20 protein-coding genes are annotated in these 24,354 nt (G+C 68.7%); 11 read left to right on the top strand and 9 right to left on the bottom strand.

The genetic code is table 11. The features are described from left to right. Window positions 1–182 precede the first annotated feature (182 nt). The 3 genes from ACGFMP_RS02655 (at window position 183) to ACGFMP_RS02665 (ending at window position 4,806) form a co-directional block, all read left to right on the top strand. Complete coding sequence (locus ACGFMP_RS02655; protein WP_393669797.1) at window positions 183–3,509, top strand: discoidin domain-containing protein; 3,327 nt, start codon at window positions 183–185, stop codon at window positions 3,507–3,509. Window positions 3,510–3,600: 91 nt separating this feature from the next. Continuing rightward, on the top strand, window positions 3,601–4,122 hold the full coding sequence (locus ACGFMP_RS02660; RefSeq protein ID WP_393669798.1) for a DinB family protein: 522 nt from the start codon (window positions 3,601–3,603) through the stop codon (window positions 4,120–4,122). A 117-nt stretch (window positions 4,123–4,239) separates the two neighbouring features. Further along, window positions 4,240–4,806 carry a dihydrofolate reductase family protein gene (locus tag ACGFMP_RS02665; protein WP_393669799.1) on the top strand — a complete coding sequence of 189 codons (567 nt, stop codon included), beginning with the start codon at window positions 4,240–4,242 and terminating at the stop codon, window positions 4,804–4,806. 204 nt (window positions 4,807–5,010) lie between these two features. Here the strand turns inward: ACGFMP_RS02665 and ACGFMP_RS02670 are convergent, their stop codons facing one another. Further along, window positions 5,011–5,649 carry an HD domain-containing protein gene (locus ACGFMP_RS02670; RefSeq protein ID WP_393669800.1) on the bottom strand — a complete coding sequence of 213 codons (639 nt, stop codon included), beginning with the start codon at window positions 5,647–5,649 and terminating at the stop codon, window positions 5,011–5,013. A gap of 286 nt (window positions 5,650–5,935) precedes the next feature. Between ACGFMP_RS02670 and ACGFMP_RS02675 the strand changes: the two genes are divergently transcribed. Beyond that, window positions 5,936–6,514, top strand: a complete 579-nt coding sequence (locus ACGFMP_RS02675) for a hypothetical protein (RefSeq protein WP_393669801.1) — start codon at window positions 5,936–5,938, stop codon at window positions 6,512–6,514. Window positions 6,515–6,634: 120 nt separating this feature from the next. Here the strand turns inward: ACGFMP_RS02675 and dnaB are convergent, their stop codons facing one another. Further along, window positions 6,635–8,095, bottom strand: a complete 1,461-nt coding sequence (gene dnaB, locus ACGFMP_RS02680; protein ID WP_393669802.1) for a replicative DNA helicase — start codon at window positions 8,093–8,095, stop codon at window positions 6,635–6,637. A 536-nt stretch (window positions 8,096–8,631) separates the two neighbouring features. Between dnaB and ACGFMP_RS02685 the strand changes: the two genes are divergently transcribed. Continuing rightward, the gene (locus tag ACGFMP_RS02685; RefSeq protein ID WP_393670308.1) at window positions 8,632–9,993 is read left to right on the top strand and encodes an MATE family efflux transporter; all 1,362 of its coding nucleotides are present in this window, start codon (window positions 8,632–8,634) and stop codon (window positions 9,991–9,993) included. 153 nt (window positions 9,994–10,146) lie between these two features. On the opposite strand, the gene rplI is transcribed toward ACGFMP_RS02685, so the two are convergent. The 4 genes from rplI to rpsF are packed head-to-tail and all read right to left on the bottom strand — an operon-like array spanning window position 10,147 to window position 11,832. After that, a complete protein-coding gene (gene rplI, locus ACGFMP_RS02690; RefSeq protein ID WP_393669803.1) occupies window positions 10,147–10,596 on the bottom strand; it encodes a 50S ribosomal protein L9 in 450 nt (149 codons plus the stop codon). Window positions 10,597–10,613: 17 nt separating this feature from the next. Continuing rightward, window positions 10,614–10,850 carry a 30S ribosomal protein S18 gene (rpsR, locus tag ACGFMP_RS02695; protein WP_031512678.1) on the bottom strand — a complete coding sequence of 79 codons (237 nt, stop codon included), beginning with the start codon at window positions 10,848–10,850 and terminating at the stop codon, window positions 10,614–10,616. A 41-nt stretch (window positions 10,851–10,891) separates the two neighbouring features. Then, on the bottom strand, window positions 10,892–11,482 hold the full coding sequence (locus tag ACGFMP_RS02700) for a single-stranded DNA-binding protein (protein ID WP_393669804.1): 591 nt from the start codon (window positions 11,480–11,482) through the stop codon (window positions 10,892–10,894). A 59-nt stretch (window positions 11,483–11,541) separates the two neighbouring features. After that, entirely contained in the window at window positions 11,542–11,832 is a 291-nt protein-coding gene (gene rpsF / locus ACGFMP_RS02705; RefSeq protein WP_393669805.1) for a 30S ribosomal protein S6, read from the bottom strand. A gap of 267 nt (window positions 11,833–12,099) precedes the next feature. Here rpsF and ACGFMP_RS02710 point away from each other — a divergent pair, with 267 nt between their 5' ends. From ACGFMP_RS02710 to ACGFMP_RS02720, 3 genes are all read left to right on the top strand, one after another. Further along, entirely contained in the window at window positions 12,100–12,408 is a 309-nt protein-coding gene (locus ACGFMP_RS02710; protein WP_393669807.1) for a hypothetical protein, read from the top strand. Between the two features lie 130 nt (window positions 12,409–12,538). Next, entirely contained in the window at window positions 12,539–13,678 is a 1,140-nt protein-coding gene (locus ACGFMP_RS02715) for a lipid II:glycine glycyltransferase FemX (RefSeq protein WP_393669808.1), read from the top strand. 35 nt (window positions 13,679–13,713) lie between these two features. After that, window positions 13,714–14,754 (top strand): alanine racemase, encoded by a 1,041-nt coding sequence (locus ACGFMP_RS02720; RefSeq protein WP_393669809.1) that lies wholly within the window; start codon window positions 13,714–13,716, stop codon window positions 14,752–14,754. Window positions 14,755–14,798: 44 nt separating this feature from the next. Here the strand turns inward: ACGFMP_RS02720 and ACGFMP_RS02725 are convergent, their stop codons facing one another. After that, entirely contained in the window at window positions 14,799–16,364 is a 1,566-nt protein-coding gene (locus tag ACGFMP_RS02725; RefSeq protein ID WP_393669811.1) for a glycosyltransferase family 87 protein, read from the bottom strand. An 89-nt stretch (window positions 16,365–16,453) separates the two neighbouring features. Continuing rightward, window positions 16,454–19,210 (bottom strand): transglycosylase domain-containing protein, encoded by a 2,757-nt coding sequence (locus ACGFMP_RS02730; protein ID WP_393669812.1) that lies wholly within the window; start codon window positions 19,208–19,210, stop codon window positions 16,454–16,456. 341 nt (window positions 19,211–19,551) lie between these two features. Here ACGFMP_RS02730 and ACGFMP_RS02735 point away from each other — a divergent pair, with 341 nt between their 5' ends. The 3 genes from ACGFMP_RS02735 (at window position 19,552) to ACGFMP_RS02745 (ending at window position 22,761) form a co-directional block, all read left to right on the top strand. Further along, complete coding sequence (locus ACGFMP_RS02735; protein ID WP_393669813.1) at window positions 19,552–20,196, top strand: helix-turn-helix transcriptional regulator; 645 nt, start codon at window positions 19,552–19,554, stop codon at window positions 20,194–20,196. A 23-nt stretch (window positions 20,197–20,219) separates the two neighbouring features. Next, window positions 20,220–21,302 (top strand): inositol-3-phosphate synthase, encoded by a 1,083-nt coding sequence (locus ACGFMP_RS02740; protein ID WP_393669815.1) that lies wholly within the window; start codon window positions 20,220–20,222, stop codon window positions 21,300–21,302. A gap of 151 nt (window positions 21,303–21,453) precedes the next feature. Further along, window positions 21,454–22,761 (top strand): MFS transporter, encoded by a 1,308-nt coding sequence (locus tag ACGFMP_RS02745; RefSeq protein ID WP_393669816.1) that lies wholly within the window; start codon window positions 21,454–21,456, stop codon window positions 22,759–22,761. 40 nt (window positions 22,762–22,801) lie between these two features. Here the strand turns inward: ACGFMP_RS02745 and ACGFMP_RS02750 are convergent, their stop codons facing one another. Further along, window positions 22,802–24,268: a CCA tRNA nucleotidyltransferase gene (locus ACGFMP_RS02750; protein WP_393669817.1), complete on the bottom strand. Its 1,467-nt coding sequence runs from the start codon at window positions 24,266–24,268 to the stop codon at window positions 22,802–22,804. Window positions 24,269–24,354 lie beyond the last annotated feature (86 nt).

Genomic DNA, 24,354 nt, shown 5'->3' on the forward strand with positions numbered 1-24,354 from the left:
GCGCTCCCAGGTCAACAGGCCGCCGAAGCCAGCGATTTCACCGGCCGCTGCGTGTCAGAAAGGTTGACACCCCTCGGGGCCGGGCGTAGATATCACGTCGGCCAGAGAGCGCTCTCAGCCCGCTGGCCGTTCCTCCTACCACCCCCCACACCCGTTGCATTCCGACACGTAGGAGCAGACACATGAGGGTCACCCCACAAGGGCTCTCCCTGTCCCGTAAACGTTTCCGAGAGTCGCCGCAGGGCATCGTCCTGCTCGTCCTGATCATGATCGCCTCGACGTATCTGTCGATCGTGGCGACCTCATCCCGCGCGGCCACACCGGTCCTGCTCTCCCAGGGCAAGCCGGCCACCGCCTCGTCCGTGCAGGACGCCTTCACCGCGAACGCCGCGGTGGACGGCAACACCGGCACCCGCTGGTCCAGCGCCGCATCCGACCCGCAGTGGCTCCAGGTCGACCTCGGCTCCAGCCAGCCGATCAGCCAGGTGGTACTGAACTGGGAGACCGCCTACGGCAAGTCCTTCCAGATCCAGGTGTCGGACAACGGCTCCACGTGGAACAGCATCTACTCCACGACCACCGGCACCGGCGGCATCCAGACCCTCAACGTCACCGGCACCGGCCGCTACGTCCGGATGTACGGCACCGCCCGGGGCTCCCAGTGGGGCTACTCACTCTGGGAGTTCCAGGTCTACGGCGGCTCCGGCGGCGGCACCCCGCCCGCCGGCTGCGCCACGACCACGGCCGCGCTCGGCAAGCCCGCCACCGCATCCTCGACCGAGAACGCCGGCACCCCCGCATCCGCCGCCTTCGACGGCAACGCGGGAACCCGCTGGTCCAGTGCCGCATCCGACCCGCAGTGGGTCCAGGTCGACCTCGGCTCCTCGCAGACGCTCTGCGGCGCACAGCTGAGCTGGGAGACCGCCTACGCGAAGGCGTACCAGATCCAGGTGTCGGACAACGGTTCCACGTGGAACACCGTCTACTCCACGACCACCGGCCCCGGCGGGGTGGAGAACCTGTCCTTCAACGCCACCGGCCGCTACGTGCGGATGTACGGCACGGTCCGTGCCACCCAGTACGGCTACTCGTTGTGGGAGTTCACCCTCCTGACCGCCGGTGGCGGCAGCACCACTCCGCCGCCCGGCGGCGGTGACGGCAGCTGCCCGTGGGTCGGGTCCACCGCCCCGGTCTCCACCCGCGTGTCGCAGGTCATGGCGCAGATGACCACGGCGCAGAAGGTGTCGATCCTGCACGGCAACAACAACGCCTCGCCGTACATCGGCAACATCACCGGCATCCCGTCGCTCTGCATCCCGAACATCGGCCTCCAGGACGGCCCGCACGGCGTCGGCGACGGGCTCGGCGGCGTCACGCAGATGCCGTCCGCCAACGCCTCGGCGGCGACCTTCGACAACGCCCTGGAGCAGCAGTACGGCGCCGCGATCGGCGCGGAGTTCGCGGGCAAGGGCGTGCAGGTCGCGCTCGGCCCGACGCTGAACATCGTCCGCGACCCGCGCTGGGGCCGCTCGTTCGAGACCTTCAGCGAGGACCCGTATCTCAACGGGCAGATGGCCACCGCCGACATCAAGGGCATCCAGAGCCAGGGTGTGATGGCCGAGATGAAGCATGTGGCCGTCTACAACATCGAGAATCCGGTCGGCACGGTCATCGTCGACAAGCGCACCATGCAGGAGCTCTACCTGCCGGCCTTCCAGGCCGCGGTGCAGCAGGGATCCCCGGCCGCGGCGATGTGCGCGTACAGCATCGTCAACAACGTCCCCGCCTGCCAGAACCCGGACCTGATGAACACCGGCCTGTACAGCCAGGCGAACTTCGGCGGCTTCATCACCAGTGACTGGGGCGGCACCCACTCGACGGTGGAGTCGGCCAACGCGGGCCTGACGGTGGAGATGCCCAACGGCTACTTCTTCGCCGACTTCCTTGCCCAGGCCGTCGCCAACGGCACGGTCAGCCAGACCACGCTCAACACCATGGTCAGCCGGCTGCTCACGCAGTTCTTCACCTTCGGCCTGTTCGACAAGGCGCCGAGCGGCTCGCGGGACGCCACCGTGACCACCCCCGCGCATGTGCAGGTCGCGCTCCAGGGCGCGGAGGAGGGCACCGTCCTCCTGAAGAACAACGGCATCCTGCCACTGTCCACCGCCACCACCCATTCCATCGCCGTGATCGGCTGGGACGGCGGCGCGGGAGTGCAGTCCATCGGCGGCGGCAGCGCCACCGTGACCAGCTCCGGCACGGTCTGGCCGATCACCGGCATCCAGAACCGGGTCGCGGGCACCGGCACCACCGTGCAGTACAACGACGCGACGAACCTGGCCTCCGCGGTCACCCTGGCCCGCGGCTCCGATGTCGCGATCGTCTTCGCCAGCGACAACTACGGCAACGAGGAGCACGACACCACCACCCTGGACCTGCCCAACAACGGCGGCAGCCAGGTCAAGCAGAACGACATGATCGCCCAGGTGGCCGCGGCGAACCCGCACACCATCGTGGTCCTCAACAACAACTCGGCCATCAACATGCCGTGGCTGAACCAGGTCGCGGGCGTCTTCGAGGGCTTCTACCCGGGCCAGCAGATCGGCACGGCGATGGCCGCGCTGATCTTCGGCGACGTCAACCCGTCCGGCAAGCTGCCGGTGACCTTCCCCAAGTCGCTGGCCGACGTGCCCGCGAACACCCCGGCGCAGTGGCCCGGTGCCAACGGCCAGGTGCAGTACAGCGAGGGCCTGAACGTCGGCTACCGCTGGTACGACGCCAGGAACATCGAGCCGCTCTTCCCGTTCGGCTTCGGCCTGTCCTACACCAGCTTCGCTTACAGCAACCTCCAGGTCGGCGCGCTCAGCGGCGGCAATTCCACGGTGCACGTCACCGTGACCAACACCGGGTCGCGGGCAGGCACGGACGTCGCCCAGCTCTACGTCGGCGACCCGGCGTCCACCGGGGAGCCGGTCCACCAGCTGCGCGGCTACCAGCGCGTCACCCTCAACCCGGGCCAGTCGCAGACCCTGACCTTCACGGTCGGCACCCATGACCTGGCCTACTGGAACACCGGCGGCAACAACTGGACCACGGCCGCGGGGACCTACCAGATCCTGGTGGGCGACTCCTCCCGCAACCTGCCGCAGACCGGCACCCTCACCGTGCCGACCACGGTCAACGGCGCCGCCGCCGGCCTCACGCCCAAATCGGCCGCCGCGGGCGCCGCGGACTCCACGGATCCCGCCGCTGCCGCCGCCCTGTCCGTGCCCAACCCGCACGGCATGAGCAGCCCCGTGCATTCCGCCGTCGACTGGGCCTTCGACCCGGCCGGCGCCGCCACGCACCACGCCTACACCGCCTCCGGCCTGCCGCCCGGCATCTCGCTCGGCGCGGACGGGCGGTTCACCGGCGCGGCAAGCAGGGCCGGCAGCTACACCGTGACGGTCACAGCGAAGGACCAGGCCGGGGCATCCGGTTCGGCGACCTTCGTCTGGACCACCACCTGACCCTTCCCCTCCCCGGGAAGGACACCCCCGGAGCCGCTTCCCGCGGCCCCGGGGGTGCGCGCTTTCCACGGCGGGTCATACGGTGTGGCCCATGACTGAGCCGTCCGCCGGGCAGCCCGACCCGGAGATCGCCGCGCTGCTGGACTGCCTGACCGGCCAGCGCAAGCACATCCTGGGCATCCTCGACGGCCTCGACGAGGCCGACCTGCGCCGCGCTGTCCTGCCGTCCGGCTGGAGCTGCCTCGGCCTGGTACGCCATCTCGCCCTCGACGTCGAGCGCTTCTGGTTCGGGGCGGTCCTGGCCGGGGACCCGGCCGTCATCGCCGCCCTGGCCGACGAGCCCGACGCCTGGCTGGTGGACCCGGACGTGCCGGCCGCCGAGGTGTTCGACGCCTACCGCCGCGAGACATCCCTCGCCGACGCCATCATCACCGCCACCCCCGCCGACACCGCCCCCGCCTGGTGGCCGACCGACCTCTTCGGCAAGCAGAACATCCACACCCACCGCGAGATCCTGCTGCACGTCATCGCCGAGACAGCCTGCCACTGCGGCCACCTCGACGCGGTCCGCGAACTCATCGACGGCCACCGCTGGCTGGTCCTGACCGGCTGACCCCCCGGGGCGGCACCCCGGCCGCACCCATCAGCTGCGGCGCGCAGCGATGAGTTTCCCGCGCCGCACTGGTCCATACGCCGGACACCCCGGACACCCACGAACGGAAGGCTGGCCATGCGGAAACTGGTCTACGGCATGAACCTGACGCTGGACGGCTACATCGCCGCAGTCGGCGACGACATCGGCTGGAGCGGGGCGCCGAGCGCCGAGCTGTTCCAGTGGTGGCTCGACCATGAGCAGGCCAGCAGCCTGTCGCTGTACGGGCGCAAGCTGTGGGAGAGCATGAGCTCCTACTGGCCCACCGGCGACCAGCGGCCCGACGCCTCCCCGGCGGAGATCGAGTTCGCGCGGAACTGGCGGGACACGCCGAAGGTGGTGTTCTCCTCGACGATCGACAAGGTCGAGTGGAACACCCGCCTGGTCACCGGCGACGCGATCGCCGAGATCACCCGGCTCAAGGCCGAGGAGGGCGGCCCGATGAACATCGGCGGCGCGACGCTCGCGGGGGCGGCCATGCGCGCCGGTCTGATCGACGAGTACGTGATCGCCACCCATCCGGTCCTGATGGGCGGCGGCACACCGTTCTTCACCGCGCTGGACAGCTGGGTGAACCTGAGCCTGGTGGCGTCGCGGACCCTTCCCGACGGCGTGACCCTGACCAGATACCGGACGAGGCACTGAGCAGCTTCCCGCTGTTCCACGGCTGAGATTCGGCTGCCGTCGACTTCTGTCCGCAGGATCGTGTCCCATCCTCGTGATCAGCCGTTCGTGCCGAGGACGATCCAGTCGAGTGTGGATCCGAGGAGGGCATGGGGTTCTCTTCTGGGGAGTGCCACAGTTCGGCAGTGATCCCACATGTGCGAAGAACGGGTCGATCTTGGTGAATCATGTCCCGGGCGTGTCCGGGAGGTTCGGCGGTCGATGGCCGCTCCCTGCTGTCGGGTAGGACATTTGGAAGGCGAGGCGTTCATCAGCCTCGTCACCGATGCGAGCGAGCACCCTGTCCAGGTCGAGGAACTCTTCCCAGACCGGTCTTCCGCTCGCCGCTGTGAGTCTGGCGACGACAAGATCTTCGAGTTCGGGGACCCGCTTGTTCTTCCAGATCTTGTCGGCCAGGCTGACAAGTAGGTCTTCCATCCCGGCCTCTTCGCTGGTCCAGGACGCGTGTGTTCCGGCGAAGCGTGCCATGGCGGAGTCGACGCCTTGGGTCATGAGTAGCTCGCGGCCTGCTTCTTCGTGCTGTGCACCGGGAGCGGACAACTCGGCGGGGTGCAGAGTCTTGCCGATGTCGTGGGTGGCGGCTCCGAAGAGAACCGCCTCCGGGTTGATGCCCAGATCGAGATTGCGTGTGGCAATCCATTCGAGGAGTTGCCCTGCGACGTCGTGGACCGCTCGCAGATGGGCGACCAGACGCGGCGGAGCGTCAGCATTGTGAAGCAGTTCGGCTGCTTCGATTGGCAGTGGACGCAGCGGAGGCCGACCGGTGTCCTGGAGGGCAATCGACAGTACTCGCGAGGTCGTCACCGCGACAGGGTAGTCGTTGCGGTCGCAGTAGGGACGCGGCATTCAGGATCGGTTCCCGTCCGTCGGTTGGCCCTGTCGCACCTCGCCGAACCCGTACACTTCAGGCTCGTCCTTGCCGGCCTTCCGGACCTGCGACTCGGCCAGCGAAACGCGGCCCCTATCCCCACCTGCTGTAGGGGAGCCACGAATCTCGGCGCTCTTCGTCGCGCTTTGCCGGTAGTTGAGCACTTTCACGGTGATGTGACACCCACCATCTCGCCCGAAGGGCACTGCTATCGTCCGCAGGGTGACTCGCCCTGAAGAAGTCCTGGACTCGATCCGGCGGGACTCCGATCTTGCCGAGGTGCTTTGGCGTGTCTGCGAGTTTGATCTCTCGCGCAGCGATCATGGCGAGCCTGTCCGCCTCTCGTCCGGCGTGGCGCTGGAAGGCATCGCAGGCGATTACACCGGCGGGACGTTCTTCCTCTGCGGCAACGGCAAGGACCGTCCCGTGCTCTATGCGAGCTCCGAAGGACAGGCCGGCCTGATCGGCAACAGCTTGACCGAAGCGTTGGAGACCATGGTTGGGCTGCCTTCCTGGTGGGACTGCCTGAAGTTCTCCGGGGCGGGTGACCTGGCGGTCATGCGCGCGACCGCCGATCACCTACGCGATGACGAGCTTGCGGATGAGCCTTGGAAGGACGCGGATCGAGCAACAGTCGCTCGAGCATTGGGCTTGGGGTCCGAGCCCATCTCGGCCCTGTTGGGCCGCCTGCATGCTGCGGTTTCCGCCACAGTTCCGGACTTCGTGCTGACCAGCGGGGCAGGAGAGTACGAATCCCTGTTCGGCACATGGCTGCCGAGCCGTAACCCCTCCTGGCAGTAGTCGGCAGGTGTGGCAGCAGCCCATCGAGGTTTCAGGCTGCTGAACTACCCGACACTGCTGATGTACCGCTGAGATACGGGCTCGATTGCTGAACCCAAGTCGGCCCCCCACACCTGCCGGTCAGGTCTGGGCCATGTCCACGAAGCGGGAGTAGTGGCCCTGGAAGGCCACGGTGATGGTGGCCGTGGGGCCGTTGCGGTGCTTGGCGACGATCAGGTCGGCCTCACCGGCGCGGGGGGACTCCTTTTCGTAGGCGTCCTCGCGGTGGAGCAGGATCACCATGTCGGCGTCCTGCTCGATGGAGCCGGACTCGCGCAGGTCGGAGACCATCGGCTTCTTGTCGGTGCGCTGTTCGGGGCCACGGTTGAGCTGGGACAGGGCGATGACCGGGACTTCCAGCTCCTTGGCCAGCAGTTTGAGGTTTCGGGACATGTCCGAGACCTCCTGCTGGCGGCTCTCGGGGCGGCGGGAGCCGCCCGACTGCATCAGCTGGAGGTAGTCGATGACGACCAGTCGCAGATCGTTGCGCTGCTTGAGGCGACGGCACTTGGCGCGGATCTCCATCATCGACAGGTTGGGCGAGTCGTCGATGTAGAGCGGCGCCTCGGTGACATCGGACATCCGGCGGGCGACCTTGGTCCAGTCGTCGTCGGTCATGGTGCCCGAGCGCATGTGGTGCAGCGCGACCCTGGCCTCGGCGGACAGCAGGCGCATGGCGATCTCGTTGCGGCCCATCTCGAGCGAGAAGATCACGCTGGGCATCTTGTTCGCGATGGAGCAGGTGCGGGCGAAGTCCAGCGCGAGGGTGGACTTGCCCATGGCGGGGCGGGCCGCGATGACGATCATCTGGCCCGGGTGCAGGCCGTTGGTGAGCGAGTCGAGGTCGGTGAAGCCGGTCGGGACACCGGACATCTGGCCGCTGCGTGAGCCGATCGCCTCGATCTCGTCGAGGGCGCCCTCCATGATGTCGCCGAGCGGGAGGTAGTCCTCAGAGGTGCGCTGCTCCGTGACGGCGTAGATCTCGGCCTGGGCGTTGTTGACGATCTCGTCGACGTCGCCGTCGGCCGCGTATCCCATCTGGGTGATGCGGGTGCCGGCCTCGACCAGCCGGCGCAGCACCGCCCGTTCGTGGACGATCTCGGCGTAGTACTCGGCGTTCGCCGCGGTGGGTACGGCGTTGACGAGGGTGTGCAGGTAGGGGGCACCGCCGACCCGGGCGATCTCACCGCGCTTGGTGAGCTCGGCGGCGGTGGTGATCGGGTCGGCGGGCTCACCGCGGGCGTAGAGGTCGAGGATCGCGGTGTAGATGGTCTCGTGGGCGGGCCGGTAGAAGTCGGCGCCCTTGAGGACCTCGACCACGTCGGCGATGGCGTCCTTGGACAGCAGCATGCCGCCCAGCACCGACTGCTCGGCGTCGAGGTCCTGCGGGGGAACGCGTTCGAAACCGCCGCCGCCCTCGGAGTAGCGGTTGTCGTCGGACGCGGACTTCTTGCGGAACGGGCTGACCCCGGGCGGCGGGCCCTGGTGGTCGTCCGGCGGGAGGTCTGGCCAGTGGTCGTCTGCGGGTTCGGGCTGGGTCACCCCCGCCACCTCCTCCCGTCCGACCGGTCCGGCCGGACCCCGCGTGCGTGCCACTCTTTCACGGCACCGCTCCGATCCTCGATCCACCCGGCTGTGCTCGCATCGCATCGGGAGAGGGTCCACGTTAGGGCCAGTGACGGCGTGGACCAAGGCCGTTATCCACAGGGGGTGTGGACGACGGCGGCATACCTGTGGAGAACTGCCCCCAACCTGTGTACAGCCCTTGGGACAGCGCTGTGGACAACCCGGGAGGCGGTCCCGTGAATGCCCCCTGACCTGCTCTTTCTTCATCCATAGCCTGTGCAGGAGAAAAACTTTTCACGCCGGACCAAGATCGCCACAAACGACGCGGAGGAGATCACTCTACGCAGTCATCGGTAATAGTCCCGAAGCACTTCCACCTCTTACTTGTGGACGATTAAGCTGTGCTTGTGAATCCCGTTGTCGAGCCGCCAGAAAAGCAGGAACCCGGCCCCCGCGGTACGCGGCCCGGCAGCGACCGCCACCGGTCCGGTCGGCGCCGTCACGACCGGGAGATCGTCGCCCTCGCGCTGCCCGCGTTCGGGGCACTCGTCGCGGAACCGCTCTTCGTGATGGTGGACAGCGCGGTCGTCGGCCACCTCGGCACCGCGCAGCTCGCCGGGCTCGGCGTTGCCGCCGCACTGCTCACCACCGCCGTCAACATCTTCGTCTTCCTCGCCTACGCCACCACAGCCGCGGTCGCCCGCAGGGTCGGCGCGGGCGACCTCCGCGCCGCGCTGCGGCAGGGTGTGGACGGCATCTGGCTGGCCCTGCTGCTCGGCGGCCTGGTGATCGCGGCGGTGCTGCCTGCCGCCCCCGCGCTCGTCGGCCTCTTCGGCGCGTCGGGGACAGCGGCCCCCTACGCCACGACCTATCTGCGGATCAGCTCGCTCGGCATCCCCGCCATGCTGGTGGTCCTGGCCGCCACCGGAGTGCTGCGCGGCCTGCAGGACACCCGCACACCCCTGGTGGTCGCGGTCGGCGGCTTCTCGGCCAACGCGGGCCTGAACGCCGCCCTCGTCTACGGCGCCGGGCTCGGCATCGCCGGGTCCGCCTGGGGCACCGTCATCGCACAGAACGGCATGGCCGCGGTCTACCTGTGGGTGGTGGTCCGCGGCGTCCGCCGGCAGATCGCGACCGGTGCAGCGCGCGATGCCGGCGTCGAGGTGAAGGCCGGGACCGAGGCGGAGGGCGGTCGCGGCGGCTGGTGGAGCGTGCTGCGCCCGGACGCCGCCGGTATCCGTGCCTGCGCCCGCGCCGGGCTGCCGCTGCTGGTCAGGACGATCAGCCTGCGGGCCGTACTGCTGATCGCCACCGCCGTCGCCGCCCGGCTCGGGGACACCGAGATCGCCGCACACCAGATCACCCTCACCGTCTGGTCGCTGCTGGCCTTCGCACTGGACGCCATCGCCATCGCGGGCCAGGCCATCATCGGCCGCTACCTCGGCGCCGAGGACGCGGCGGGCGCCCGTGCCGCCTGCCGTCGCATGATCGAGTGGGGCGTGGCCTGCGGCGTGGTCCTGGGGCTGCTGGTGGCGCTGGCCCGGCCGCTGATCGGGCCGCTGTTCAGCTCCGACCCGGCCGTGCAGGACGCGCTGATGTCCGCGCTGCTGGTGGTCGCGGTCTCGCAGCCGGTCTCCGGGGTGGTCTTCGTCCTGGACGGGGTGCTGATGGGCGCGGGCGACGGGCCGTATCTGGCCTGGTCGATGCTGGTCACCCTGGCGGTCTTCGCCCCCGTCGCCTTCGCCGTGCCGGCGCTCGGGGCGGGCCTGACGGCCCTGTGGTGGGCGATGACGCTGATGATGCTCACCCGGCTCGCCGCCCTGTGGCTGCGCGCCCGCTCCGGCCGCTGGATCGTCACCGGCGCGGCCCGCTGACGGCGGCCGCTACACCTGCAAGGCCGCCGGCACCGGAGGGAGCCCCTTGCGACGGCATGCGCAAGGGCGACGGCATGCGCAAGGGCCGGGCACCCCCTAGAGGGGGCACCCGGCCCTGGTGTTCCACGTGGAACATGCCGAGCAAAAGGCGCGTTACGCCGCCACGACCTCGAGGTCGAGCACAGCCTCGACCTCGGAGTGCAGGCGCACCGACACCTTGTGCGCGCCGAGCGTCTTGATCGGCGCACCGACCTCGACCCGGCGCTTGTCGACGACCGGACCACCGGCGGCCTTGATCGCCGCGGCGATGTCGGCCGGGGTGATGGAGCCGAAGAGGCGGCCGGTGTCACCGGCGCGGGTGCTCAGCTTGACCTTGACGGCCTGGAGCTGGGCCTTCACCACGTTCGCGTCGTCCAGCGAGTGGATCTCGCGGATACGACGGGCACGACGGATCTGCTCGACGTCCTTCTCGCCACCCTTGGTCCACGCGATGGCGAAGCCACGCGGGATCAGGTAGTTGCGGGCGTAGCCCGGCTTGACGTCGACGATGTCGCCTGCGGCGCCGAGGCCGCTGACCTCGTTGGTAAGGATGATCTTGGACATTATCTGGTCACCCTTCCTTATCGAGCGGTCGACGTGTACGGCAGCAGCGCCATCTCACGGCTGTTCTTGACGGCCGTGGCGACGTCACGCTGGTGCTGCGTGCAGTTGCCGGTCACGCGGCGGGCACGGATCTTGCCACGGTCGGAGATGAACTTCCGCAGCATGTTCGTGTCCTTGTAGTCCACGTACACGGTCTTGTCCTTGCAGAACGCGCAGACCTTCTTCTTCGGCTTGCGCGGGGGCGGCTTCGCCATGGTGATTCTCCTATGCGATCAAGAAGTGTGTGAGGTCCGCCCTAGAAGGGCGGCTCGTCCGAGTAGCCGCCGCCGGACGAGCCGGAGCTTCCGCCCCAGCCGCCACCCTGCCCGCCGCCTGCGGCGCCCGACTGGCCGCCGCCGGCCGGTGCGCTGGTGGCCCAGGGGTCGTCGGCGGGAGCACCGCCGCCGCCCTGCTGACCGCCGGGGCCGCCGCCCCAGCCGCCGCCACCCTGGCCACCCTGCTGGCCGCCACGACCGCCACCGCCGCTGGTCTTGGTGACCTTGGCCGTGGCGCTCCTGAGACTGGCGCCGACCTCGTCGACGTCCAGTTCGTAGACCGTGCGCTTGACACCCTCGCGGTCCTCGTACGACCGCTGCTTCAGCCGGCCCTGCACGATGACGCGCATGCCTCGCTGGAGCGACTCGGCGACGTTCTCCGCCGCCTGCCGCCAGACCGAGCAGGTCAGGAACAGGCTTTCGCCGTCCTTCCACTCATTGGTCTGCCGGTCGAAGGTGCGGGGAGTGGACGCGACGCGGAACTTCGCGACCGCCGCACCGGACGGGGTGAAGCGCAGTTCGGGGTCGTCGACAAGATTGCCGACAACCGTGATGACGGTCTCGCCTGCCATGGGATGACCTCTCGACTGGCTTTGGGCTGTGCTGGCTGACTGCTACTCGAAGTCCGGGACTAGTGCAGTTCCGGACGAAGGACCTTGGTCCGCAGCACCGACTCGTTCAGGTTGAGCTGACGGTCCAGCTCCTTGACGACGTCAGGCGAGGCCTTGAGGTCGACGACCGAGTAGATGCCCTCGGGCTTCTTGCTGATCTCATAGGCGAGACGACGACGGCCCCAGGTGTCGACCTTCTCCACGCTGCCGCCGCCATTGCGGACGACGGACAGGAAGGACTCGATCAGCGGGGAGACAGCGCGCTCCTCAAGATCGGGGTCGAGAATGAGCATGAGCTCGTAGTGACGCATAGTGGAACCCACCTCCTTTGGACTCAGCGGCCACGGCATTTCCGTGGCAGGAGGGTTTGTATCTGCGTCGCAACGGTAGCGCGGACCACTGACAGTCGAAGAAATCCTCGGACCGCCCGGTCTGGCCCAGCGCAGACACCGGTGCAGACCGTACAGACTACCCGGCTCAGTCCCCCGGGTTGAAATCCGCCCCCATATGCCCGCAATCTGTACACATCGGGTTTGCGGGCGCTACAGTCCGCCACTTCTCCGTCACGGAGGTGCCCCATGGCACAGCACGCGGCACGGGCCCACCACCTCACCTTCAACACCGACGGCCGGACGCATCCGCTGGTCAACACCCTCGCGGTCGTCACGCTGATCCTGGGCGGCATCGCGGCCATCTCCTCGATCTTCAACAGCCTCCATCTGCTCAGCTCCTGGACCGGCCTGATCGGGATCTTCACCGGCGGCTACGGCCAGTTCATCTCGGCCACCACCGCCCAGCGCTTCGTTCTGATCATCGGCCTGGGCGCGTCCGCTGTCGGCTTCTTCATAGGGGCGGCCCACGGCGGTCTGACCGGCGGCCTCTGGTAGCCGCCGCGCCATGGCGGCGGGGCCTGTGGAAAGCCGCGCCGTTGTCCACAGGGCTGGTGGGAGGGCTCCCCCTGCACAGTAGGCTTCGGGCCAGATAAGCCCGCAGTCGTGAGCATGGGGAGCGCCCCGCATGAGCCTGACCCTCAGGACCATCAGCCGAGAGCAGCACCTGGCCTACATCCAGAGCCTGCCCGCGGCGAGCCACTGCCAGGTCCCGGCATGGGCCGACGTGAAGTCCGAGTGGCGTTCGGAGAGCCTCGGCTGGTTCGACGAGCAGCCCGGCCAGCTGACCAAGGGCGGCCAGCAGGTCGGCGCCGCCCTCGTCCTCTACCGGCAGCTGCCCAAGGTCAAGCGGTATCTCGCGTACCTGCCCGAGGGCCCGGTCATCAACTGGTACGCGCCCAACCTGGACGAGTGGCTCCAGCCGATGCTGCGGCACCTGAAGCAGCAGGGCGCCTTCACCGTGAAGATGGGCCCGCCGGTGATAATCCGCCGCTGGGAGGCCAACACCATCAAGGCGGGCATCGCCGACCCCGACATCAAGCGGCTGCGGGACGTCGAGGCCGACTTCATCGAGCCCCGCGCGTTCGAGGTGGCGGAGCGGCTGCGCCGGATGGGCTGGCAGCAGGGCGAGGACGGCGGCGCCGGCTTCGGTGACGTGCAGCCGCGCTACGTCTACCAGGTGCCGTTGGAGAACCGCTCGCTCGACGACATCCTGAAGAACTTCAACCAGCTGTGGCGCCGCAACATCAAGAAGGCCGAGAAGGCCGGCGTCCAGGTCATCCAGGGCGGCTACGACGACCTCCCCGCATGGCAGCAGCTGTACGAGATCACCGCGCTGCGCGACCAGTTCCGCCCCCGCCCGCTGTCGTACTTCCAGCGGATGTGGACCAAGCTCAACGCCGAGGACGCCAACCGGATGCGGCTCTACCTTGCCGTGCACGAGGGCGAGGCGGTCGCCGCGGCCACCATGCTCACCGTCGGCCGGCACGTCTGGTATTCGTACGGCGCCTCCGCCAACCACAAGCGCGAGGTGCGGCCTTCCAACGCCATGCAGTGGCGGATGCTGCGGGACGCGTACGCGATGGGCGCCAGCGTCTACGATCTGCGCGGCATCAGCGACTCGCTCGACGAGACCGACCATCTGTTCGGACTGATTCAGTTCAAGGTGGGCACCGGAGGGCAGGCTGCCGAATACTTGGGCGAGTGGGACTTCCCCCTGAACAAACTGCTCCACAAGGCACTCGACATCTACATGTCGCGCCGCTGACGGCCGACTCTCACAAGGAAGGTCCTGATCAGGCCATGGCGCTCACCCTGTATGTCGACACCGCACGCTGGCGTGCCCACCAGCAGCAGGTGGCGGACCAGTTCCCCGGCATCGTCCCGGTCTGCAAGGGGAACGGCTACGGCTTCGGCCACGAGCGGCTGGCCGACGAGGCGACCCGGCTGCGGGCCGACATGCTCGCGGTGGGCACGACCTACGAAGCGGCCAGGATCAAGGACTACTTCGGCGGCGACATCCTCGTCCTGACCCCTTACCGGCTCGGTGAGGAGCCGGTGCCGCTGCCGGACCGGGCGATCCGCTCGGTCTCCTCGGTGGAGGGGGTGCGCGGACTGGTCGGCGCCCGGGTCGTCATCGAGGTGATGAGCTCGATGCGGCGGCACGGCGTGGCCGAGGAGGACCTGGGCAAGCTGCACACCGCCATCGACGACGTCCGGCTCGAGGGCTTCGCGATCCACCTGCCGCTGGACCGTACCGACGGCAGCGACGCGGTGGAGGAGGTCTTCGGCTGGATGGAGCGGCTGCGGGCCGCCCGGCTGCCGCTGCACACGATGTTCGTCAGCCACCTCAAGGCCACCGAGCAGGCCGCCCTCCAGCAGCAGTTCCCGCAGACCAGGTTCCGCGCCAGGATCGGCACCCGGATGTGGCTGGGCGACCACGACGCCACCGAATACCGCGGCGCCGTGCTGGACGTGACCCGCATCACCAAGGGCGAGCGGTACGGCTACCGGCAGGAGAAGGCCACCGACAACGGCCACCTGGTGGTGGTGGCCGGCGGCACCTCGCACGGCGTGGGCCTGGAGGCGCCGAAGGCGCTGCACGGCCTGATGCCGCGGGCCAAGGGGGTCGCAAGGGCGGGCCTGGCCACCGTCAACCGCAACCTGTCGCCCTTCGTGTGGGCCGGCAAGCAGCGGTGGTTCGCCGAGCCGCCGCACATGCAGGTCTCGATCCTCTTCCTGCCGGGCGATGTGGCACCGCCCGCTGTCGGTGACGAGCTGATCGCGCATCTCCGGCACACCACCACCCAGTTCGACCGGATCGTGGACCGCCAGGCCTCGTGACGCCGAGACCCGGCGGCTGAGCCGTCAGGCCTCGTCAGACCCCGTCAGGCCTCGTCCCGGGTGTCGTGGCCGGGCTTCCCCTCGTCGAGGGTGAGGGTGCCGGGCATGCCGTCGGACCCCGCCGCGGAGCCGACGGCGGCGTGCTGCGCCGGGTACGGGCCGCCCGGGTGGTCGTGCTCGGGGTAGAGGCCCAGGACGAAGGCGTCCTCGGCCCCGTCGAGCACCCCGCCCACCGGGTCGTCCTCCCCGTGCTGCCGCAGGACGTCGTGCTCCGGCCGCAGGATGTCGCGGATGACCATGCCGCACAGGTACAGCACGCCCAGCAGGTGCAGCGCGACCGCCAAGTGGTAGCCGTCGGAGGACAGGCCGTGGTGCTTGGTGCCGCCGCTCACATAGGCCAGCTGCATCCAGATCGCGAGGAAGTACAGCACCTCGGCGCCCTGCCAGATCAGCAGGTCGCGCCAGCGCGGCCGGGCGAGCACGGCGAGCGGCAGCAGCCACAGGACGTACTGCGGCGAGTAGACCTTGTTGCTGACGATGAGGGCGGCCACGACCAGGAAGGCGATCTGGCCGAGCCGCGGCCGGCGGGGCGCGTAGAAGGTCAGGGCGGCGATGCCCGCGCACAGCAGGATCAGCAGCGCGGCGACGTAGGCGCTGACGCCGGTGAGCGGGTTGTTGGTGCGCTGCATGATGATCAGCCACACCGAGCCGTAGTCGACGCCCCGGGTGCGGCTGTAGTCGTAGAACTCCGACCAGCCGGACCTTGCCAGCAGGAAGACCGGCAGGTTGACCACCAGCCAGGCCCCGACCGCCCCGCCGGCCGTCGCGGCGAAGGCCCGCATCCTGCCCGCCCGTAGGCAGAGCAGGAACAGCGCGAGCAGCAGCAGGACGGGGTAGAGCTTGGCGGCGGTGGCCAGGCCGATGAGCACACCGGCGGCCAGCGGGCGGCTGCGGGACCACAGCAGCAGGCCGGCGGAGGCCAGGGCAACCGCGAAGAGGTCCCAGTTGATCGTCGCGGACAGCGCCAGCGCCGGGGACAGGGCGATGAACAGCCCGTCCCAGGGCCGCCGCCGGTTGATGCGGGACACCAGCACGACCAGCGCGACCGCGCAGAGCAGCAGCATGCCGGAGTTCACGATCCAGTAGATCTGGGACCGGTGCTGCAGGGTGCCGCCGTGCGGGGTCAGCCAGGAGGCGACCTCCATGAAGAGCCCGGTGAGGACCGGGTACTCCAGGTGCTGGAAGCCGCTGCCGGAGATCGACCCGGGGATGCTGTCGAAGTACGGCACCACGTCGGCGGCGAAACCGCGGTCGTGGTAGAGGTGCGGGATGTCCGAGTAGCAGGCGTGGATGTACTGAGGGTCGCCGCCCTGGAACCAGCCGCTGTCGTAGCAGGGCACCTTCTGCACCATGCCGAGCGCGAACATCCCGATGACGATCAGCACCATCACCCGCAGCGCGTTCCACCACTGGTGGCCGCCGGCCTCGGCGTGTCTGCCTGCCGGGCCGCCGATGAGTTCGCTCGCCGACGCGGCCAGTGAATCCTCGTCGGTGGGACGCACCGGAAGCTCCTGCCGGCCGTCCTCTTCGCGATCGCGCACGCTCGTCATGCGGACATCCTGCCGTACCGGGCTGTGGGTGCAGCAGACCCCGTGGCGGTCGTCATGTCACTGCCGACCGCCACGGGGTCCTCAACGGCTCATCCGTCGCCGTTCGATCTTCCTCCGTTGGCTCCCCCGTTGTTCCGGCCCGGCGGGCTGGTCGTCGGGCTCGCCGGGGTGGTCGGCGGATCGGACTGGTGGCAGTTGGGATTGAACAGCCCGCACTGCGGGGTCGTGGGCGGCGGACTGGTGTTGGTCGGCGGCGGAGGCGGCGTGGTGTTGGTGGGCGGTGTATGGGTGGGCGGTGTGGTCGGCGGCGGAGGCGGCGTGGTCGTCGGCGGCTGCGTCATCGACGGGGTCGGCGACGGGGCACCGGACTCGTTCGGCGCGGGGCCGCTGCCGAGCTTGGTGGCGCTCGGGAAGCCCGGGTCGGGCTGGTTGCCGAGCGCGGCCTTCATGTAGTCGGTCCAGATGGTGGCAGGGATGTCACCACCGTGGGTGGACGTGGCGCCACCGGTGCCGGCCATGGGCAGCAGCTTCTTGCCACTGCTGTCCTGGCGGAAGAGGACCACCGAGGTCGACAGCTGCTGGGTGTAGCCGACGAACCACGCGGACCGGGTGCCGCCGTCGGTGTCGGTGGTGCCGGTCTTGCCCGCCGCCGCGCGGCCCAGCTTCTTGGCCTCGAAGCCGGTGCCGTTCTTCACCACGTTCTGGAGCATCTTCGTGATGTTGTTGGCGACCTCGGACTTCATGGCCTGGGTCGTCTTGCGCTCCGGCTTCTGGAAGGCGGTCTCGTCGTCACCGTTGTGCAGCACCTTGGTCACCGAGTACGGCTCCACCGCGGTGCCGGATTTGGCGAAGGTGCCGTAGGCATCGGCCATCCGGATCGCGCTGGGCGTCGAGGTACCGATGGAGAAGGAGGGCACCATGTCCGCCATGGTGTCCTTGAGGAGCCCTGCCGACACGGCGGTGTCCCGCACATGCGGCAGACCGACATCCTCACCGAGCTGCACGAAGGGGCTGTTGATCGACTGCTCCATCGCCTTGTTCAAGGTGATGTAGCCCCATTTGGTGCCGGTCTCGTTCTTCTGCTTGAACTCGTTGTTGTCCTTGTCGTAGACCTGCTTGCCCTCGTGGTCCTTGATGGGGATCAGGTCGTTGCCGTTGTACTTGCTGTCCGGCGTTATGGGCTTGCCGTCGCTGAAGTTCGTGCCGTACTGCATGGCCGCCGCCATGACGAACGGCTTGAAGGTGGAGCCGACGGGGACACCGGCGGTGTTGGCGTTGTTGTTGAATTCCTTGTTCTCGAAGCCCGCGCCGCCGTAGATCGCGACGATCTTGCCGTCGCCCGGCACCACGGACGCCGCGCCGATCTGCACATTCGTGTCGGCGTCGCCCGCGAAGTCGGGATTGCCGCCGGTGTACTTGTGCCCGGCACCCGGCTTGATGTTCTTGGCGCGTACGGTCTCGACGGAGGTCTTGAGCTCGTTGACCTTGTTCTTGTCGAACGTGGTGTAGATCTGGTATCCGCCGCGATCGAGGTCTTCCTGGGAGATCTTCGGTTTGGAGTGCGTGGTGACGTAGTTGTTCACCGTGTCGACCAGGTAGCCGATCTGGCCGTTGAGCTGGGCCTGTGGCTTGAGACCCTGCGGCATCGGGAATTTCGTGTACTTGGCCCGGTCGGTCGCGGACATGTGACCGAATCTGACCTCGTTGTCGAGGATCGACCCCCAGCGCTGCGTGACCCGAGCGGTGTTCGCCGCGGCGGTCGCCGACGAGTCGATGCCCGGGTTGCCGTTGGGGTCGTAGTACGTCGGACCCTTGAGCAGCGCGGCCAGGACCGCGCACTGGCTGGGGTCCAGCTTCTCGGCGTCGACGCCGTAGTACGTCTGCGCCGCCGCCTGCAGGCCCCAGGCACCCCGGCCGAAGTAGGAGGTGTTCAGGTAGCCCTTGATGATGTCGTTCTTGCTGACCTTCTCGCCGACCTTTATGGAGATGAACAGCTCTTTGAACTTGCGGCTGATGGTCTGCGACTGGTCGAGCATGGTGTTCTTCACGTACTGCTGGGTGATCGTCGAGCCGCCCTGGGTCTCGCCGCCCTTGGCCATGTTGAACAGCGCACGGGCGATGCCCATCGGGTCGACGCCCGAGTCGGTCTCGAAGGTCTTGTTCTCCGCCGAGATCACCGCGTAGCGCATCGCCTTGGGGATCTTCTCGTACGGGATGTTCTGCCGGTTGACGCTGCCGCCCGCGGTGACCATGCGGGTGCCGTCGGCCCAGTAGTAGACGTTGTTCTGCGCCAGGGCGTCCTGGTTCTCCTTCGGGATGTCCACCATCGCGTAGGCGATGCCGACGATGCCGACCAGAGTGCCGACGAAGCCCACGGCGATCGCGGTGACCTGGCGCCACGAGGGCATCCAGCGGCGCCAGCCGTCCTTGCCGAAGCGCGGGTAGTCGATGAAGCGCTTCTTGGTCGGGCGCCGCCCGGGGCCGCGTCCACCGCGGCCCGCGGGGCCGCCGGTGCCGGGTCCTCCCGGCCCGCCCGGCCCGCCGGGACCACCGCCCGCGCCTCTGCGCCGACCACCGCCGCCGCGTCCCTGGGCGGCGCGGCGTGCCGCGGCTCTGCCCTGGTACGGCTCGCCGTCGCCGGAACCCGTGGGCGACGCGGACGGACCGCTGTGCGCACCGCTCGGGGAACCGGTGGGTGTTTCGCGTCCGCTACGTGCGCCGGCAGGGGGGCCGCCCGCGGCGCGGCGGCCGGCGGACGGCGGGGGCGTCGGCGGCTGTCCCCCGCGCCGGGCGGCAGCACGGCCGCCGTCAGGCGACTGCGGCGGCTTGCGACGGTGCTCGCTCATGAACAGCTACTCCTCGACAGGCGGGATCGCCTGAAGGCATCGGTGACAATCCGGTTGGTCCCCCTGCACGCGGCTGTGTCAGGCCGCACTGCACCAAGGATCAAGACGCGCGCCGACGGCGCGGGGTTCCCGGTGCTCTGCATGGCGAACAGAGTACGCACGGTCAAAAGACACATGATGCGAACGTTCCCCACATATCGGACAGTTGGCGACTCACAGGTTTGGGGATGTGACGCCGGTCACCACCTGCCGCCTTGCGTGATGTGTCGCGCCGTTCTATCGTCTCGATGTATCGACTCGATACATCGGATCGGAAGAAGCGTGAACGAGGGGACGAGGGATTGAGCAAGCGCTCCGGAATCCTCGAATTCGCGGTTCTCGGTCTGCTGCGCGAGTCACCGATGCATGGGTACGAGCTGCGCAAGCGGCTCAACACCTCGCTCGGGGTGTTCCGCGCCTTCAGTTACGGGAGCCTGTATCCCTGCCTGAAGACGCTGGTCACCCTGGGGTGGCTGATCGAGGAACCGGCGGTGGACAGCGGTCCGCCCGCCGCGCCCCTCGCCGGCCGCCGGGCGAAGATCGTCTACCGGCTGACCGCCGCGGGCAAGGAGCACTTCGAGGAACTGCTGGCTCACTCGGGTCCCGACGCCTGGGAGGACGAGCACTTCGCCGCTCGATTCGCCTTCTTCGGCCAGACGTCCAAGGACGTCAGGATGCGGGTCCTCGAAGGGCGGCGCAGCCGCCTCGAAGAGCGCCTGGAGAAGATGCGCGCCTCACTGGTTCGCACCCGCGAACGGCTCGACGACTACACGCTCGAGCTCCAGCGGCACGGCATGGAATCGGTGGAGCGCGAGGTCCGCTGGCTCAACGAGCTGATCGAGACCGAGCGGGCCGGACGCACTGAGCGGCCGGCCGACGAGCGGGACGACAACGACAACACCAACCAAGAGAACGGCGGCCGACCCGAAGCCCGGGGAACCGCGTGACGATTACACAGGGAGCAACGGGTATGGGTTCGGTTCGCGTAGCCATCGTCGGTGTGGGCAACTGCGCCACGTCGCTGGTTCAGGGTGTCGAGTACTACAAGGACGCAGACCCGGCCTCCCGGGTGCCCGGTCTGATGCACGTCCAGTTCGGCGACTACCACGTGCGTGACGTCGAGTTCGTCGCCGCCTTCGACGTCGACGCGAAGAAGGTCGGCCTCGACCTCGCGGACGCCATCGGCGCCAGCGAGAACAACACCATCAAGATCTGCGACGTGCCGCAGACCGGCGTGACGGTCCAGCGCGGCCACACCCTCGACGGCCTCGGCAAGTACTACCGGGAGACCATCGAGGAGTCCGACGAGACCCCGGTCGACATCGTCCAGGTGCTCAAGGACCGCAAGGTCGACGTGCTGGTCTGCTACCTGCCCGTCGGTTCCGAGGCCGCGGCGAAGTTCTACGCGCAGTGCGCCATCGACGCCAAGGTCGCCTTCGTCAACGCCCTCCCGGTCTTCATCGCCGGCACCAAGGAGTGGGCGGACAAGTTCACCGAGGCCGGTGTCCCGATCGTCGGTGACGACATCAAGTCCCAGGTGGGCGCCACCATCACGCACCGCGTGATGGCCAAGCTCTTCGAGGACCGCGGCGTCGTCCTCGAGCGCACCATGCAGCTGAACGTCGGCGGCAACATGGACTTCAAGAACATGCTGGAGCGCGAGCGCCTGGAGTCCAAGAAGATCTCCAAGACGCAGGCCGTCACCTCGCAGATCCCGGACCGCGACCTGGGCGCCAAGAATGTCCACATCGGCCCGTCCGACTACGTGCAGTGGCTCGACGACCGCAAGTGGGCCTATGTCCGCCTCGAGGGCCGCGCCTTCGGCGACGTCCCGCTGAACCTGGAGTACAAGCTGGAGGTCTGGGACTCCCCGAACTCCGCCGGCGTCATCATCGACGCGGTGCGTGCCGCGAAGATCGCCAAGGACCGCGGCATCGGCGGCCCGATCCTGTCGGCGTCCTCCTACTTCATGAAGTCCCCGCCGGTGCAGTACTTCGACGACGAGGCCCGCGAGAACGTGGAGAAGTTCATCCGCGGCGAGGTCGAGCGCTGAGCAGCCGACGGCTGTGCGGGCGTCAGGAGCCCGATGGCGCGAAGGCCGAGAGGCCTGAGAGCCTGACGCGCCCCACGTCCTGATACACCGATCACCGAGAAGGCCCCGGGTCGCATGCCCGGGGCCTTCCGTGGCGTGTGAGGCTGTGCGCATGGGCCTTCTGCGCGATCTTCGCGCCCTGCTGCGGCTGCCGGACTTCCGGCGGCTGCTGGGCGTACGCCTGCTGTCGCAACTCTCCGACGGTGTCTTCCAGGTCGCGCTGGCCACCTACGTGGTCTTCTCACCGGAGAAGCAGGCCTCCCCGGGAGCGGTCGCCTCGGCGATGGCCGTCCTGCTGCTGCCCTACTCGCTGCTCGGCCCTTTCACCGGTGTGCTGCTCGACCGCTGGCGGCGGCGTCAGGTGCTGCTGTACTGCAACCTGCTGCGCGCCGTGCTCTCCTGCGGCACCGCAGGGCTGATCCTGCTGCACGTGCCGGACACTCTGTTCTATCTGTCCGCCCTCTCGGTGACCGCGGTCAACCGCTTCGTGCTGGCCGGGCTGTCCGCCGCGCTGCCGCGCGTGGTCGACAAGGACCGGCTGGTGACCGCCAACGCGCTGTCGCCGACAGCGGGCACCCTGGCTGCGACCGTGGGCGGTGGCGTCGCCTTCGTCGTCCATCTCTTCGTCGCCGAAGGGGACGTGGCCAACGCCGCGACCGTGGTGCTCGGTGCTCTGCTCTATCTGTGCGCGGGACTGTCCGCACTGACCCTGGGCCGCGATCTGCTGGGCCCCGACCCTGACCGGGTCCGCCCGCAGTTCCTTGCCGCGCTCGCCGGCACCGCACGGGGACTGCACGCCGGGCTGCGGCATCTGCGGCGGCGCCCGGCGGCCGCCCGCGCGATGACCGCCATGACCGCGATGCGCTTCTGCTTCGGCGCCCTCACCGTGACGCTGCTGATGCTGTGCCGCTACGCGTGGTCCGACCCCTCCGACACCGACGCGGGTCTGGGGCTGCTCGGTGTGGCAGTGGGCCTGTCAGCGGCCGGCTTCTTCGTGGCCGCACTCATCACCCCGTGGGCCACCGCCCGCGTCGGCACCTCGGGCTGGATCACCGTCTGCTCGGCTGCTTCGGCACTGCTGCTGCCGCCACTGGCACTGTCCTTCGCCGTCGCCCCGATGATGCTGGCCGCCTTCGCGCTGGGGATCACCACCCAGGGTGCCAAGATCGCCACCGACACGGTCGTCCAGGCGCAGGTGGACGACGCCTACCGCGGCCGGGTCTTCTCGCTCTACGACGTCCTGTTCAACGTGGCGTTCGTGGGTGCCGCAGCCGTCGCGGCCTTGGTGCTGCCCACTGACGGGCGCTCGGTCGGACTGATCGTGGTGCTCGCGCTGATCTACGCCGCCACCGCGGTCGGGATACTGCGCGAGCGCAATGTTCCACGTGGAACATCACCCGCGAGCACCACGCCGAGGTGACGCCGGAATCCACGTGGAACCCGATGTTCCACGTGGAACATCAGCCGGCGGACTGCGCCGCCCACCACTCGCGGAGCGCCGTGGTCGCCGCTTCCTCATCCAGCGGACCGTTCTCCAGCCGCAGTTCCAGCAGGTATTGGTAGGCCTTGCCCACCACCGGACCCGGCGGAATCCCCAGCACGGTCATGATCTGGTTGCCGTCCAGGTCGGGCCGGATCGCGTCCAGCTCCTCCTGCTCCTGCAACTCGGCGATCCGCTGCTCCAGGCCGTCGTACGTACGGGACAGCGTCGCCGCCTTCCGCTTGTTGCGGGTCGTGCAGTCCGACCGGGTGAGCTTGTGCAGCCGCTCCAGCAGGGGGCCGGCGTCCCGTACGTAGCGGCGCACCGCCGAGTCGGTCCACTCGCCGCTTCCGTAGCCGTGGAATCGCAGATGCAGCTCGACCAGCCGGGAGACGTCCTTCACCAGCTCATTGGGATATTTGAGCTGCATCATCCGGGTCTTGGTCAGCTTGGCGCCGACCATCTCGTGGTGGTGGAAGGACACCCGGCCGTCCGCCTCGAAGCGCCGGGTCTTCGGCTTGCCGATGTCATGCAGCAGCGCGGCCAGCCGCAGCACCAGGTCCGGCCCCTCGGTCTCCAGGTCGATGGCCTGCTCGAGCACCGTCAGGGTGTGGTCGTAGACGTCCTTGTGCCGGAAGTGCTCGTCACGCTCCAACCGCAGCGCCGACAGCTCGGGAAGCACCCGATCGGCCAGCCCGGTGTCGACCAGCAGCCGCAGACCCTTGCGCGGGTGGTCGGACATGATCAGCTTGTTCAGCTCGTCCCGCACCCTTTCCGCCGAGACGATGTCGATCCGGTCGGCCATCGCGGTCATCGCGGCGACCACCTCGGGGGCGACCTCGAAGTCCAGCTGAGCGGCGAAACGGGCCGCGCGGAGCATCCGCAGCGGGTCGTCGGAGAAGGAGGACTCGGGGGAGCCCGGGGTACGCAGCAGCCGGGCCGCGAGGTCCTCCCGGCCGCCGTAGGGGTCGATGAAGTCGTTCCCCGGCAGCGCCACCGCCATCGAGTTCACCGTGAAGTCACGGCGGACCAGGTCCTCCTCGATGGTGTCGCCGTAGGACACCTCCGGCTTGCGCGAGGTCCGGTCGTAGGCCTCGCTGCGGTAGGTGGTCACCTCGATCTGGAAGCTGCGGGACGTACCCTGGCTGTCCTCGGCCTTCTTCATGCCGCCGACGGTGCCGAAGGCGATGCCGACCTCCCACACCGAGTCGGCCCAGGGCCGCAGGATCTTCAGCACCTGCTCGGGGCGGGCGTCGGTGGTGAAGTCCAGATCGTTGCCCAGGCGGCCCAGCAGGGTGTCCCGGACCGAGCCGCCGACCAGGGCGAGTGCGAATCCGGCGGCACGGAAACGGTGGCCCAGTTCCTCGGCGACCGGCTCGACCCGGTGAGGGGCCTGCCCGGCTCGCGGGGGCTGCGGTGTCTGAGCGGCATTGTTGGCATTCGGCACAACGTAAAAGGGTACGGGTCCCGGGCCATCGCCCGCGCACAGGTTTCCCGGCTTGTACCAAGGAGCAGTCCGCAGCACTCCGACAC

Origin of the sequence: Streptomyces sp. NPDC049040 (assembly GCF_043197715.1) — a bacterium.
Lineage (GTDB): Bacteria > Actinomycetota > Actinomycetes > Streptomycetales > Streptomycetaceae > Actinacidiphila.